12 protein-coding genes are annotated in these 13,852 nt (G+C 71.4%); 4 read left to right on the top strand and 8 right to left on the bottom strand.

Going from position 1 to position 13,852, the window contains the following annotated elements; all coding sequences use genetic code 11:
• Positions 1–100 precede the first annotated feature (100 nt).
• A complete protein-coding gene (locus tag ACTMTF_RS16245) occupies positions 101–1,273 on the top strand; it encodes a hypothetical protein (protein ID WP_441111376.1) in 1,173 nt (390 codons plus the stop codon).
• Here ACTMTF_RS16245 and ACTMTF_RS16240 read toward each other — a convergent pair.
• The 5 genes from ACTMTF_RS16240 to ACTMTF_RS16220 form a co-directional block, all read right to left on the bottom strand.
• Positions 1,231–2,259, bottom strand: a complete 1,029-nt coding sequence (locus tag ACTMTF_RS16240) for a copper resistance D family protein (RefSeq protein ID WP_441111375.1) — start codon at positions 2,257–2,259, stop codon at positions 1,231–1,233. The genes ACTMTF_RS16245 and ACTMTF_RS16240 overlap by 43 nt on opposite strands.
• Positions 2,256–2,978, bottom strand: coding sequence for a copper resistance CopC family protein (locus tag ACTMTF_RS16235; RefSeq protein WP_441111374.1), 723 nt, complete (start codon positions 2,976–2,978; stop codon positions 2,256–2,258). Before ACTMTF_RS16235 ends, ACTMTF_RS16240 begins: the two co-directional genes overlap by 4 nt.
• Before the next feature lie 90 nt (positions 2,979–3,068).
• Positions 3,069–3,668 (bottom strand): TetR/AcrR family transcriptional regulator, encoded by a 600-nt coding sequence (locus tag ACTMTF_RS16230; protein WP_441111373.1) that lies wholly within the window; start codon positions 3,666–3,668, stop codon positions 3,069–3,071.
• Between the two features lie 11 nt (positions 3,669–3,679).
• Positions 3,680–5,011, bottom strand: a complete 1,332-nt coding sequence (locus ACTMTF_RS16225) for a sensor histidine kinase (protein ID WP_441111372.1) — start codon at positions 5,009–5,011, stop codon at positions 3,680–3,682.
• Between the two features lie 36 nt (positions 5,012–5,047).
• Positions 5,048–6,382, bottom strand: coding sequence for a sensor histidine kinase (locus tag ACTMTF_RS16220; RefSeq protein WP_441111371.1), 1,335 nt, complete (start codon positions 6,380–6,382; stop codon positions 5,048–5,050).
• A gap of 159 nt (positions 6,383–6,541) precedes the next feature.
• On the opposite strand from ACTMTF_RS16220, the gene ACTMTF_RS16215 reads away from it, so the two are divergent.
• The 3 genes from ACTMTF_RS16215 to ACTMTF_RS16205 are packed head-to-tail and all read left to right on the top strand — an operon-like array spanning position 6,542 to position 10,238.
• A complete protein-coding gene (locus tag ACTMTF_RS16215) occupies positions 6,542–7,708 on the top strand; it encodes an acyl-CoA dehydrogenase family protein (RefSeq protein ID WP_441111370.1) in 1,167 nt (388 codons plus the stop codon).
• Complete coding sequence (locus ACTMTF_RS16210) at positions 7,705–8,751, top strand: acyl-CoA dehydrogenase family protein (RefSeq protein WP_441111369.1); 1,047 nt, start codon at positions 7,705–7,707, stop codon at positions 8,749–8,751. The genes ACTMTF_RS16215 and ACTMTF_RS16210 overlap by 4 nt, the downstream gene beginning before the upstream one ends.
• Complete coding sequence (locus ACTMTF_RS16205; protein ID WP_441111368.1) at positions 8,751–10,238, top strand: AMP-binding protein; 1,488 nt, start codon at positions 8,751–8,753, stop codon at positions 10,236–10,238. Before ACTMTF_RS16210 ends, ACTMTF_RS16205 begins: the two co-directional genes overlap by 1 nt.
• On the opposite strand, the gene ACTMTF_RS16200 is transcribed toward ACTMTF_RS16205, so the two are convergent.
• Genes ACTMTF_RS16200 through ACTMTF_RS16190 form a run of 3 tightly spaced genes read right to left on the bottom strand, consistent with a single transcriptional unit; the run spans position 10,210 to position 13,847 of the window.
• Positions 10,210–11,349, bottom strand: coding sequence for a C45 family autoproteolytic acyltransferase/hydolase (locus ACTMTF_RS16200; protein ID WP_441111367.1), 1,140 nt, complete (start codon positions 11,347–11,349; stop codon positions 10,210–10,212). The two genes, ACTMTF_RS16205 and ACTMTF_RS16200, sit on opposite strands and share 29 nt — an antisense overlap.
• A 34-nt stretch (positions 11,350–11,383) precedes the next feature.
• On the bottom strand, positions 11,384–12,358 hold the full coding sequence (locus tag ACTMTF_RS16195) for a helix-turn-helix transcriptional regulator (protein WP_441111366.1): 975 nt from the start codon (positions 12,356–12,358) through the stop codon (positions 11,384–11,386).
• Between the two features lie 55 nt (positions 12,359–12,413).
• Positions 12,414–13,847: an Nramp family divalent metal transporter gene (locus ACTMTF_RS16190; RefSeq protein ID WP_441111365.1), complete on the bottom strand. Its 1,434-nt coding sequence runs from the start codon at positions 13,845–13,847 to the stop codon at positions 12,414–12,416.
• Positions 13,848–13,852: the final 5 nt, after the last annotated feature.

Genomic DNA, 13,852 nt, shown 5'->3' with positions numbered 1-13,852 from the left:
CGCTGAGACGGCCGGATGGCTCCAGGTGACACCGTGACCGAAACTTTGCCGGGCGAGGGGTGTAGCGGTCCCCGGGTCCGATGACCGTAAGATTTCGGCCGTGAAGTCACCAGCGACGCTCAAGAAGGCCGCCCAGTGGGCCTTGCCTTACTGGACCAGAGGCCCGGCGGGCCGCGCGACGCCGCCTGATCTGTTCCGGTTGCTCTACGTCGGGTGGCTGGTGGCGTTCTCGCTCAAGGTGCTCGGCTCGGCCTGGGACGTGTCCTGGCATTTCATGTGGCTGCGCGACGACCTGGCCCCGCCCCACCTGCTCAACTCCGTCGGCACCGCCATCGTCCTCGCGCTGACGATCATCCACGGCTACACCGGTTACGGCGTCGACCGGGCGGCGCTGCGGCTGATCCAGTGGGGCACCGGCATCTTCCTGGTCGCGGTGCCGCTCGACCTGATCAACCACCGGATCAACGGGCTGGACATCACGTCCTGGAGCCCGTCGCACCTCGCGCTGTACATCGGCACCTTCTTCATGATCGCGGGCGTGGTGCGCGGCTGGTTCGTGGGCGCGCCGCCGGGGCGGACGCGCACGGTGATGCTCGGCGCGTTCCTCGCGTTCTTCCTGGAGAACGTGCACTTCCCCGAGCAGCACCAGGAGTACGGCATCCTGTCCCTCGGGGCGTGGGACAACGGCGTCGTCTACGCCGAGAAGATCCTGCTGGACTTCGCCGCCGAGCAGATGGGCCGCCCGGTCGACCGCATCATGGTCACCAACTTCACGCTGCCCGTCCCCGACCTCCTCTACCCGGTGTACGCGGTCGTCGTCGGCCTCGGGGTGCTGGTGGCCGCCCGGATGATGATCGGCAGGTTCGGCGCGGCGACGCTGGTGGCGGCCGCGTACGTGGGCGTCCGCGTGCTGTTCTGGCCGATGCTCACCTTCACCGGGTTCCCGCCGTCGGCGTTGCCGCTGTTCCTGGTGGCCGCCGGGCTCTGCGTGGACCTGGCCTTCCTGCTCCGGCATCCGCTGGTGCGGGCCGTGCTCGGGTCCGTCGTGGCGACGGCCGCCGTCTACGCCGGCCTGGCCGCGCAGAGCGCGCTCATGGGACCGGTGTACGGCCTGCTCCTGGGCCAGGACGACCTGCTGGGGGCGCCGCCCCTGGCCACGGAGTCGGCCGTCTGGGCCGGGCCGGGCCTGCTGGTCGTCTGGCTGGCGTGTGAGTGGTACGCGACCCGGCGTCAGCCGATGGAGGCCCGCGTGATCGCCACCGCCACGCCGTAGGCCAGCCCCATCACGGCCAGCTCCGCCGTCGCCCAGCCGGCGACGGCCATGGCCTCGCCCCTGCGGATGCCGGGCATCAGCCGGAACCGGATGTGCGCCGCCAGCGGCACCAGCAGCGCGGTCAGGGTCACCTTGATCACCACGAGGATGCCGTACTGGCTGGTCAGGATCGCCGCGGGCAGCTCGACGCCGGGCGTGAGCGCCATCGTGCCGAGCCCGCTCACCAGCCCGGACGCGCCCACCATGAGCAGGCAGACGGTCGCCAGCCGGGAGAAGCGAGGCAGCACGACGGCCAGCAGCTCCCTGCGCGAGGCGACGAACACGGCCGTCGCCACCAGGCCGCCCGTCCACGCGGCGGCGCCCATGACGTGCACCTCCATCATGATCATGATGGGGTCGTGCCAGACGGAGTTGACGGCGTGCCCGGTCACCGGGATGGGCAGCAGGCCGAACAGGGCGACGATGATGCGCAGCTCGGCCGGCACCTTCTCGCCGAAGCGCACCGCCATCAGCCCGATCCCCGCGGCGGCCAGTGCGCAGGCGGCGCTGAAGAGCAGCCCCTGGCCGGTGCCGACGGTGTCGACGTAGGAGGCGATCATGCCGAGCGTGGGGACGCTCCCGGGATTGAGCTCGGCCGTCTGGAGCACGATCGTCAGCAGGGCGCAGACGGCCCACGCCCAGGCGGCGGTGACCGCGAGCGGCCGTACCCGGCGCATGACCGGCTCGGTCTTGTCGGGCGCGTCGAAGCCGAGCAGCTTGGCCAGCAGGCTCAGCCCGACCACGGCCACGGCCGAGACGTCGAGCAGCACCCGCACCACGGGGAGCCCCACGGTCACCACGAGCCCCGGCATCGGGATGCCGGGCACGGACTCCTGGGCGGTGAGCGTGCCGGCCACCACGGCGGCCACGACCGCGCACACGGCGAACGCCCCGCCGCTCAGCAGCCCGCCGATCCGCTGCTCACGAGGGGTGTCGATGAGCGTCACGCGCGCGTCCCCTCCTCCGGCCGAACCGGCACACCGCCGATCCGGACCGCGTCCGCCGTGTCGGTCGGGTCGCTAGGGTCGCTAGGGTCGCTCGGGTCGGGCGCGTCGGCAGGCGGGCGGGGGTTGGCGCGGCGCAGGGCCACGGCGGTGCCCGCCGCCAGCACCAGCAGGGCGGCCACGATCCACACCACGGCCATGCCCGCGCCGCCGTTCGCGGCGGCCTCCGCCGCCGCGGCTCCGGCGTCCGGCTGGGCTCCGGCGTCCCGGTCGGCTCCGGCGTTCTGCGGGGCCGCAGCATCCTGCTGGGCCGCGGTGTCCGGCTCGGTACCGGCGTCCTGCGGGGCCCCGGTGGGGGTGCCTCCGCCGGTGAGGGTGAAGCCGATCTTGCCGGTGACCGGGTGCCCGTCGGCCGACAGGATCCGGTAGCCGACCACGTACGCGCCGCCCGTCGTCAGCGGCTTCACCTTGACCGTCACCCGCTCGGCGGCCACCGTCGTCGCCCCGTCGGCCCACGCCGACCCGTCCGCGCCGGTCACGCCGATCTGCGCGTAGCCCTGGCGCACCGGCTGGTCGAACACCAGCGTGATCTGCCCGGGCGGGGCCGACAGCGTCGCCCCGTCCTTGGGGTCGCTGCTGATCAGCACGTTGTGCGCCTGAGCGGGGGGAGCGATCGCCATCGCCGCACAGGCGAGCAGCAGGACCGTGACTAGCCGCCTCACCGATCAAAACCTTCCGTCGATCGCCGTCCGAACCCGTCTATGGTCCCACCCTCGTCAGACCCGTTCGGCGGTGCGGCCACCGTCCTGCGCTCAGAGGTCAGCCACGGCCACGCCCAGCTCCATGACGGCCGCCGTACGGACGAGCTGGGTGACGCGGCGGCGCGACAGGACCTTGCCGTGCACGTTGATCTGGATCGCCAGCCCGTCGATGAGCGCGAAGATCCGCCAGGTGGCGGCCTCCGGGTCGGCGCAGGTGAAGACGCCCGACTCCACCCCGGCCTCGATGATGCCGCGCAGCACCAGCCGCCCCTGCAGTTCCAGCCGCCGTGAGGTCTCCTCCATGTCGTCGCTGCGCATCGACTCCGCCCAGGCGTCGATCCACAGCCGCCAGCCGTCGGAGGAGCCGGCGGGGGAGCAGAGCCGGAGCAGCGCCCGTAGCCGCTCCAGCGGTGGCCGCTGCGACCGCTCGACCCCGTTCAGCGCTTCCAGGTGACGTCTGGCCGCGTACGAGAACGCCTGGGCGAAAAGCCGGTCCTTCGTTTCGAAGTGGTAGAAGAGCAAGCCCTGGCTGACACCGGCGGCTCGGGCGATGTCCATGGTTCGGGTATGGCCGAAACCTTGAGCCGCGATGACCTCGCAAGCGGTTGCCAACAAATCCTCGCGCCGTAACCGGCTGAAACCTGGAGTCACATGTGTTCACTTTAATCACTACGCAAAGGTATTTGTAGGACAAAGCGGGCGCCGAGGTCGGAGTCTTCGATCGTAAGAGAGCCGTTATGCGCACCCGCTATTTCACGGGCGATGGGCAGGCCCAGTCCGGTGCCGCCGGCGTCGCGGCTGCGCGCGGCGTCCAGCCGGACGAATCTCTGGAAGACCTTCTCGCGATGTTCGGGCGGAATGCCCTCGCCGTCGTCGATGACCTCCAGCACGGCCAGTCCTCCGTGCGCGCGCACGGTCACCCTGATCGTGGACTCGGCGTGCCGTTCGGCGTTGTCCAGCAGGTTGGTGAGCAGCCTGGACAGCCGGATCCTGTCCCCGGACACCACCACGCCGGGGCTCAGGCCCCGCCTGACGCGCTTGGTCCGCGGCCGTCGCGCCAGCTCCTCCTGCACCAGGTCGGCCAGGTCCACGGGCTCGGCGGCCAGGGGCGCGCTGGCCTCCAGCCTGGCCAGGGCGAGCAGGTCGGTGACGATGGCCTCCAGCCGCTCCAGGCTCGCCAGCAAGGCCCGGCCGGTCTCGGGCCAGTCGGTGTCGTTCGGGTAGAGCAGGGCCTCCTCGATCTGGGTGCGCATGGCGGTGATCGGGCTGCGCAGGTCGTGCGAGGCGTCGGAGGCGAACTTGCGCTGCTGCTCCACCGCCCGCTCCAGCCGGTCCAGCGTCTGGTTGACGGTGCGGGCCAGGTCGTCGAGCTCGTCCTGGTGCGTCGAGCGCGGGACCCGGCGCTCCAGGTCGGTGGCGGTGATCTCGGCGAGCTCGCTCTTGATGGCCTTCACCGGCTCCAGCGCCTTGCCCGCGGTCACCGAGGCCACGTTGGCCGTGACGAGCGAGACGGCCAGCACGCCGAGCAGCATGCCGAGCACGTACTCCAGGCTGATGTAGTAATGCACGTCGGGCGCGTAGGCGTACACCATCCAGCTTTCGCCGCGCACGGGCACCCAGTAGCCGACGGTGATCAGGCAGTGCTCGCCCGGGAGCCGGTCGGTGCAGGTCCGGCCGTCCACGCGCATGGCGTCGCCTTCGACCTTCGCCCTGGTCAGCGCGGGCAAGCCGAGCAGCGAGGAACTGGCCTGGCGGACCACGCCCCGGTCGTCGACCACCTGGATGAGGTCGACGCTCTCGGTGACGGCCACCGGCTTGAGGTCGTCCGGCGCGCGCCGCTCGACGTCGAAGGCGACCCGGCGCGCGGCCTGCGCCGCCTGCTCGGTCACATAGTTGGTGAGCAGGGTGTACAGCAGCGGGGTGGCCAGCACCACGCCGAGGAGGCCGGCGCAGAGCGTCGTCAGCAGGGTCACCACGGTCAGGCGGCGGCGCACCGACCATCGGGTGAGAGACCATCGCAGAAACAAGGCTCAGCCCTGCCGGAGCGGCAACCGCAGCACGAACCGGGCGCCCCTGTCGGAATCCTCGATGGTAAGAGTGCCGCTGTGCGTCTCGGCGATGTCGCGGGCGATGGCCAGGCCGAGTCCCGTGCCCCCGGCGTCGCGGTTGCGTGAGGCGTCCAGCCTGGTGAATCTCCGGAAGACCTCCTCCCGCTGTTCGGGCGCGATGCCGCCGCCGTCGTCCAGCACCTCCAGGGTGGCCGCGCCGTTCCTCCGGACGGAGACGCAGATCATCCTCTCGGCGTGCCGCTCGGCGTTGTCGAGCAGGTTCGTCAGCAGGCGGGCGAGCCTGAGCCGGTCGCCGGTGACCGTCACGCCCGACTGCAGCGTGATGACCACGAGCTTGGAACGGTGCCTGGCGGTCTCCACGGTGACCAGCTCGGACAGGTCCACCGACTCCTTGGCGGCGATCGTGCCCGCGTCGAGTTTGGCCAGCGTGAGCAGGTCGGTGACCAGGGCCTGCAGCCGCTCCAGGCTCGCCAGCAGGGCCCGGCCGGTCTCGGGCCAGTCGGTGTCGTTCGGGTAGAGCAGGGCCTCCTCGATCTGGGTGCGCATGGCGGTGATCGGGCTGCGCAGGTCGTGCGAGGCGTCGGAGGCGAACCTGCGCTGCTGCTCCATCGCCGCCTCCAGCCGCTCCAGCGTCTGGTTGGCGGTCTCGGCCAGGGCCCGGATCTCGTCGTCGTTGGCGGGCACCGGCACGCGCATGCCGCCGCCGCCGGCGGAGATCTCGGCCAGGTAGGCGCGGATGCGATCCACCGGCGCGAGCGTCTTGGCCACCACCCGCGAGACGCCGAACCAGGTCAGCGCCACCAACCCGAGAGAGAGTCCGAGCAGGGTGGCGGGCACGCTCGGGGAGACGTACCAGGGGACCGCCTTCTGGGTGGCGTAGACCAGCCAGTCGCCCGCCGGCCGATAGACGTGGACGACGACCAGGACGTTGCACTGGCCAGGGTACGTGGGCAGGTCGCACGTCTCCAGGAGCATTCTGGCCCCGCGGGTGGGTTCGAGCGTGCTCATGCGCGGTGCTCCGGCGAGGTCCTGCGTCGAGGACACCAGCCGTCCCCGGTCGTCGACCACCTGGATGCTGGGCTGGCCGGAACGCAGGACGTCGGGCAGCCGGTCCCGTTCGATCAGGTGGACCACCCGCAGGGCGGCGCCCGACACCGCGACCCGCTGCTCGTGGGCGGCCGAGGAGTGCAGCATGTAGAGCAGGAAGGAGTTGACCACGACGCAGAGCAGCGCCATGGCCACGCTGGCGAACAACGTCAGCCGCGCGCGCACGGACGTGCCGAACGGTGTGATCACGCCTTTCCCCCCGGTAACCAGGTGATCACATTAAGTCGCTACGATTCCAATTAGCGGAGATTCAGCGACAAATCTGGATAAAACACCACTAGAGCATTGCTCTGTACGCTCCTCCTGCGTGTGGATAAAGTAAGTGAGCGCTGATGCTGAGGAGTCGACGTGAATCTCGCTGATTACCGCCGCGCCGCCAGGGCCTGGCTGGTGGCCAACACCCCATCGGACGACCTGCCGCAGGGCGATCCGATCGCCCGCGCCAAGGACTTCATGGCCAGGCTCCACGACGCCGGCTACAGCGGCATCACCTGGCCGCGCCAGTGGGGCGGCCAGGGCCTCACCCAGGCCGAGGAGCGCGCCTTCGCCGCCGAGGCCACCCACTTCACCCTGCCCCTGTACGTCTTCTCCATCGGCCTCGGCATGACCGGCCCCACCCTGGTCGACCGCGGCACCGACGAGCAGCGCGCCCGCTTCGTCCGGCCGCTGCTGCGCGGCGAGGAGATCTGGTGCCAGCTGTTCTCCGAGCCGGGCGCGGGCAGCGACGTGGCCGCGCTGCAGACCAGGGCGGTGCGCGACGGCGACGGCTGGATCGTCAACGGCCAGAAGGTGTGGACCTCGGTCGCCCAGCACGCCGACTGGGGGCTGCTGCTCGCCCGCACCGACGTGGACGTGCCCAAGCACAAGGGCCTGACCATGTTCGTGGTGGACATGCGCCACCCCGGCGTCACCGTCCGGCCGCTCCGGGACATGAGCGGCCGGGCCAACTTCAACGAGATCTTCTTCGACGACGTGCCGATCCCCGACGAGCACCGCGTCGGCGAGGTGAACGACGGCTGGAGCGTGGCGGTCACGACGCTGCTGCACGAACGGCTGTCGATCTCCGCGGGCGTCGGCATGGGCGGCCGGCGGGACAACCCCGCCTCCGTCGCGGCGCTGCGCGAGGTGCTCGACACGAGTGACCCGCTGGTCCGCGACGAGCTCGTCGAGCTGCACATCCGCTCGCGCGCCCTGGAGCTGTTCAACCAGCGCCTGGCCCAGGAGACCAACGCGGGCGTCTTCCCCGGCGCCCGCGGCAGCGCCGCCAAGCTGCTGCTGGCCGAGCTCTACCTGTTCCAGGCCGACCTCGCCACCCGCCTCGCCGGCCCCGCCTCGGTCGTCGGCGGCCACCCGCTCGGCCAGGCGCTCAGCGTCGCCCCCGGGATGGCGCTGGGCGGCGGCACCAACGAGATCATGCGCAACATCATCGGTGACCGCGTGCTCAACCTGCCGCCCGAGCCGAGGATGGACAAGACCGTGCCGTTCAAGGACCTGAAGGTGGGGACGCAGACGTGAAGCTCGTACTCGACCAGGAGCAGCGGGAACTGCGCGCCGCCGTCCGCGCCTTCCTGGGCGCGGCCTCGCCGCTGCCCAAGGTCCGCGAGGGCTACGACCCCGAGGTGTACGCGCGCCTGTCCGGCGAGCTCGGCCTGTCCGGCCTGATCGTCGCCGAGGAGTACGGCGGAGCCGGCGCGGGCTTCGCGGAGCTGGCGGTCGCGCTGGAGGAGACCGGCGCGGCGCTGCTGCCCGGCCCCTTCCTGGCCACCACGTTCGCCGCCATCGCGCTGGCCCGGGTGCCGGACAAGGAGCTGCTCACCGCGATCGCCGAAGGCCGGCTCGCCGCCACCCTCGCCCTGCCGCCCGCCGACGCCGTCACCGCCGACCAGGTCGCGGGGGAGTCAGCCACCGTCACCGGGACGCTGACCCAGGTGCTGTCCGGCATGGAGGCCGACGTGCTGGTGGCGCCGGCGCTGACCGGCGGCGGCGTGGTCACGGTCGCCGTCGAACTCGCCGGCGAGGGTGTCACCAGGACCGCGCTGGAGACGCTCGACCCCACCCGGGGCCAGGCCAGGGTCGAGCTCGACGGCGCCCGTGCGCGGGTGCTCGGGGCCTGGCCCGAGGACGGCGCCGGCGACCGGCTGGCGGTGGCGCTGGCGGCCGAGCAGCTCGGCGTGATGCGGGCCGCGCTGGACGCCATCGTGGCGTATGCCAAGATCCGCGTGACCTTCGGCCGCTATATCGGCTCTTATCAGGGCGTCAAGCACAAGCTCGCCGACATGCACTGCAAGCTCGAACAGGCCGAGTCCATCGTGCGCTACGCCGCCTGGGCCGCCGACGAGTCCCCCGGCGAGCTGCCCGAGGCCGCCGCGCTGGCCCAGGCGTACGTCGGCCGCGCCTGCTTCGAGGTGGCCCGCGACCATCTGCTGCTGCACGGCGGCATCGGCTACACCTGGGAGCACGACGCGCACCTGTTCTACAAACGGGCCAAGACCGACGAGGTGCTGCTCGGCCCGCCCCGCGTCCACCGTGCCCGCCTCGCCGAGTCACTGGGGCTGTGATGGACGTCAGCGGGCTGCCGGGCTTCTACGCGATCGCCGGGGCCGACCCCGACCGGCTCGCGGTGATCGACGCCGACGGGTCCCGGACCACCTATGGCGAGCTGCTCGCGCGGGTCCACCAGGTGTCACACGGACTGCGCGCCCGCGGGCTCACGGACGGCGACGTCGTGGCGGGCGTGCTGCCCAACGGCCTGGACGCGATCGTCATGCTGATGGCGACCGGGCAGATCGGCCTCTACTACGTGCCCGTCAACTGGCATCTGACCGAGGCGGAGGTGGCGTACATCCTGGACGACTGCGACGCCAGGCTGGTCGTGGCGGGGGAGGCGCGGACGGTGCCGGGGGCCGAGACCGGCACGGACCGGCTGGCCGAAGGGCGGCCGGTCACCGCGCCGGAGGGGCGGGCCGCCGGGGCGGTCATGTGGTACACCTCCGGCACCACCGGCTTCCCCAAGGGGGTGCAGCGCCCGCTGCCGGGCGCCGAGCCGGAGAGCGTCGTGCCGCTCTACGCCTGGTTCCTCGGCGAGGTCCTCGACCTGCGGCCGGGCGACGGCGTGCACCTGGTGACCTCGCCGATGTACCACTCCGCGCCGTGCGCCCACACGCAGTTCGCGCTGCATCTCGGGCACACCGTGGTGATCGCGCCCCGGTTCGAGCCGGTCGCCGTCCTGGAGCTGATCGACCGGCACCGGGTGACGAACGCGATGATGGTGCCCACCATGTTCCACCGGATGCTGCGCCTGCCCGCCGAGGTCAGGCAGCGCTACGACGTCTCCAGCCTCCAGCAGGTCATCCACACCGCCGCCGCCTGCCCGGTCGCGGTCAAGCAGGCGATGATGGACTGGTGGGGGCCGGTGCTGTACGAGTACTACGGCTCCACCGAGTCCGCCATCGCCTTCGCCGTCAAACCGCACGACTGGCTGGCCAGGCCCGGCACCGTGGGCAGGCCCGCGCCCACGTTCGAGGCGAAGATCCTCGACGCGGCGGGGGAGGAGGCGCCCGCCGGCGAGCCCGGCCTCGTCCACGTCAAGTCCAGCCTGGGCACCTTCGAATACCGCAAGGACCGGGCCAAGACCGCCGCCAGCATGCGCGGCGAGTGGTACGCCCCCGGCGACATCGGCTATCTGGACGAGGACGGCTACCTCTTCCTGTGCGACCGGCGCACCGACCTGATCGTCTCGGGCGGGGTCAACATCTATCCCGCCGAGATCGAGGCCGCCCTGCTGGAGCACCCGGCGGTGGCCGACGTGGCCGTCATCGGGGTGCCGGACGAGGAGTGGGGCCACAACGTGGTCGCCCTCGTCGAGCCGGCCGAGGGTGTCACGCCGGGGCCCGAGCTCACCGCCGAGCTGCTCGGCCACTGCGGGCCGCGGCTCGCCAGGTTCAAGCACCCGAAGGTGATCGAGTACCGCGAGCGGCTGCCCCGCACCCCCACCGGGAAGCTCTCCCGCTCCGCGGTCAGGCAGGCGTACCTGGACGCGCGCTGAAGGTCAGCTCCTCGGTGTACCTCGGCACGCCGGCCGAATCGCCCAGGTAGAAGCGGGTCGCCAGGGTGCGCTCATGGGTGTCGAAGACCGTGCTCCAGGTCGTCCGCCACGGCTCGGCCGGATCGGCGCCGGTGGCCACCCGCAGCAGGCTCTCGCGCAGCTCCGCCGGCGACATGGTGGCCGCCTTGGCGCACTCGTGCAGCGCGCACAGCCGGCCGAACGTGCCGAAGGTGGCCGGGGTGTCCTCCGGCAGGTTCGCCGGGTCCGGGTTGCGGTGCAACAGGTGGTTGGTGACGGCGAGCGGCTCGCCCGGGTTCTCGATGATGTGCTCGGAGCCGTCCTTGCCGCGCTCCCACACGAACGCCCCTCCGTGGGCGTCGGCGACCAGGTAGTGCAGGCCCATGCCGTGGTCGTAGTGCTTGGCCCCGAGCAGCGCCTGCTTGGCCTGCTCCACGGTCTCGCAGGTGTCGACGAGGAACCGGGGAGCCTGCACGCTGCTCAGGCCGACCTGGGGAGCGAACTGCTCGGGCGGCGCGGCGTCGGTGACGTCGGCGATGAGCAGCATCACGGCCAGGCCCGCCTCGTTGACGCCGTCCATGCAGCCGTCCAGGTCGGACATGGTGATGACGGTGGAGGCCAGGCCCTCGTCCGGCACCGTGGAGATGACGTGGGGGCGCGAGGCCATCGGCAATTCGCCGGGGGCGGGCTCGGCGCCACCCATGATCTCGGTTGCCGTCATGGTGAAGAAGTCGTAGTTGCGGCCGGTCCTGCCGTGCCCGTCGGTGGCGCGGGCAGGCGGGCACCACAGCGCCGAGCAGCCCGACCCCGCCGGGACGTAGCCGAGGCCGTCGAGCGCGAGCTCGTCCTGGTCCGGGTCGAGCCCGAGCACCTGGGCGGCGCCGTCCAGCCGGGCGTGGTGCTGCGGCCAGTGGCGCTCGAACCAGGTTCTGCGGGCCCTGCCGACCGTGGGATCGATCGGCTGCGGCGCCCAGCCGAGGCTGCGCGCGCGCTCGGCGAGCTGCCTGCCGATCTCCACCTGCGAGCCTCGGAGCGTCAGGTGGTGAACGAGCTGAAAGTCGTCCCTGCTTCCCGCTATCTGCGCGATGTCCATGCGCCGACCCTGGCCGGGGGCGCTGACCGGCCTCTTACCGCCCGCTGACCGCCCGGCCGTAACGCTCCGCCAGCACGCGTACGGCGTCCGCCAGCTCGGGCGGGTCGAGCACCTCGAAGTCCAGCCCGAGGAAGCCGACCCAGGTGGCCATCCCGTTGAGGTCGTCGCCGCCCAGCCTGAGCAGGCAGGATTCGTCGTCGACCGCCTCGATGTCCAGCTCGGGCGAGGGCAGCCGGGCCCGCAGCGCCTCCGCCGAGACGCGCACCAGGACCGTCCCCCGATGGCGCCACATGGCGCTGTTCACGCCCTTCTCCACGTACGCCGCCACATCGCCGTCGGCGGGCAGGTCACGCTGGGTGAAGCGGGGCCCCGCAGGCGTGCGCGGGCTGATGCGGTCGGCCCGGAACGTCCGCCAGTCCCGCCGCTCGGTGTCGTAGCCGACCAGGTACCACCGGCTGTGGCGGTGCACGAGCCGGTACGGCTCCACGTCCCGCACACTGTCGGCGCCGTCGTGGCCGGTGTAGTCGAAGCGGAGCCGCTCGCGGTCGCGGGCCGCGTTCGCGATCGTGGTCAGCACCTCCGGCGCCACCAGCGGCGACTTGCCGGGGATCTGCCCAGGGATCTGCACGGTGAAGGCGTTGAGCGTGGTGACCCGCCGCCGCAGCCGCGACGGCAGCACCTGCTCCAGCTTGGCCAGCGCGCGCACCGAGGACTCCTCGATGCCCGCCACGCCGCCGCCCGCCGCCCGGCCGAGCCCGACCGCGACCGCCACGGCCTCCTCGTCGTCGAGCAGCAGCGGAGGCAGCGCGGCCCCGGCGCCCAGCCGGTAACCGCCGGCCACGCCGGGGGTGGCGTGCACCGGGTAGCCGAGGCTGCGCAGCCGTTCGACGTCGTTGCGGATCGTCCTGGTCGAGACCCCGAGCCGCGCGGACAGCTCGGGGCCGGACCACTCCTTGTGCGCCTGGAGCAGGGACAGCAGCTTGAGCAGGCGGGCCGAGGTTTCCAGCATGCCTGCCAGTCTGCCCGCTATCGAGGAAGGTTCGCTTCCGCATTGCCGACGGCGGTCAGCCTCCGAAGATTCGCTGGATCTGCTGGAACAGCACGATGACGGTCAGCGTGCCGAAGAAGGCCACCGACCAGATCAGCGCGCCGAGCCGGTAGGAGCGGACCTTGATGGCCTCGGGCAGCGACTTGCGGTTGAGGATGATGAGCAGGATCGAGTACACGAACATCATCACGGCCGCGAAGCTCGCCGAGAACACCAGCAGGATGAGCGGCTGGTCGAAGCCCAGCAGCAGGATCAGCGTGCCGATGATGGCGATCGCCCAGACCACCAGGAAGTACACGCGGTTGACCGAGATGGCCCGGTCACGCAGGTAGACGGTCTTGAGCATGTCCGAGGCCAGCCGCGAGGTGTAGTCGACGATGCCCATCGCCGAGGCGAACAGCGCCAGCGCGCCGATCACCCAGAACAGCACGCCGAACCACGGCCCCACCACCTCCTGCAGCACCTGACCCTCGACCTGCAGGAAGTCGATGCTGTTGGCCAGGCCCTCCCGGCCGAACACGGTGGAGTAGGCCAGCATCGACATCAGCGCGATCGTCACGAACGACACCAGCGCGAACGTGGACGCCTGCTCGATGTTGGCGAAGCGCCACCACGCCCGCCAGCGCTCCAGGTTCGCCTTCGTGGGCGCGAACTGGAAGCCGGTCGACGCGGCGGCCTCCTCGTGCCCGGTGACCGGACTGACCAGGCGCGGCACGTACAGGCCCATGCCGAAGCCCTTGTCGCGGATCCAGTTGCTCTGGCACAGGTTCTGCCCGCCGCCCGCGCCCGCGTAGGCGATGGCGCCCATCAGCAGGGCGAAGTCCAGCGGCGGCACCGGGAACTGCGCGCCGACGCTCAGGCCGCGGCCGAGCTGCACCCAGCTCTCGGCGGTGATCGCGAACACGATGGCGACCACCACGAGGATGACCACTAGGCCGATCTTGACGAAGATCACCCGTTCCAGCGCGACGTAGATGATCGGCGCCAGCGTCAGCCCCAGCGCGATCACCAGCAGCATGCCGATGGCGATCCAGCGCACGCTCTCCTCGCCCGTACCGGTCAGGTAGGTCACCATGGTGGCCGACGTCGTCACCCACCCCGGCCACAGGTTCGAGCCGAGCGTCATGAGGACGAACACCAGCCCCCAGTGTTTCCACATCCGGCTGAACCCGGTGAGCGCGGTCTCGCCGGTGGCCAGCGTGTAGCGCTCGATCTCCATGTTGAGGAACCACTGGGTGATGATGCCGATCAGGGCGCCCCAGATGAACACCAGGCCCACCTGGGAGGCGATGTACGGCCAGAGGATGAACTCGCCCGAGGCGAGCCCCACTCCGGCTCCCACCAGGCCGGGGCCGATGATGCGCCACGGCGACCGCGGTGGGTCGGGCAGATCACGGATGGCGACGGGGGGTAGGACTCGCGCAGGAACCGTTGGAGTGAATTCCGTCATGCGGA

This window comes from Nonomuraea sp. ZG12, from assembly GCF_052068115.1.
In the GTDB taxonomy this organism is placed as follows: domain Bacteria; phylum Actinomycetota; class Actinomycetes; order Streptosporangiales; family Streptosporangiaceae; genus Nonomuraea.
Note: the sequence above shows the minus strand (reverse complement) of the source record. Positions and strands in the feature narration are given on the sequence as shown.

Excerpts from the sequence above, each read along its gene's own strand:
- ACTMTF_RS16205 (WP_441111368.1), top strand. The coding sequence starts at position 8,751 with ATGGACGTCAGCGGGCTGCCGGGCTTCTACGCGATCGCCGGGGCCGAC.
- ACTMTF_RS16200 (WP_441111367.1), bottom strand. The coding sequence starts at position 11,349 with ATGGACATCGCGCAGATAGCGGGAAGCAGGGACGACTTTCAGCTCGTT.
- ACTMTF_RS16195 (WP_441111366.1), bottom strand. The coding sequence starts at position 12,358 with ATGCTGGAAACCTCGGCCCGCCTGCTCAAGCTGCTGTCCCTGCTCCAG.
- ACTMTF_RS16190 (WP_441111365.1), bottom strand. The coding sequence starts at position 13,847 with ATGACGGAATTCACTCCAACGGTTCCTGCGCGAGTCCTACCCCCCGTC.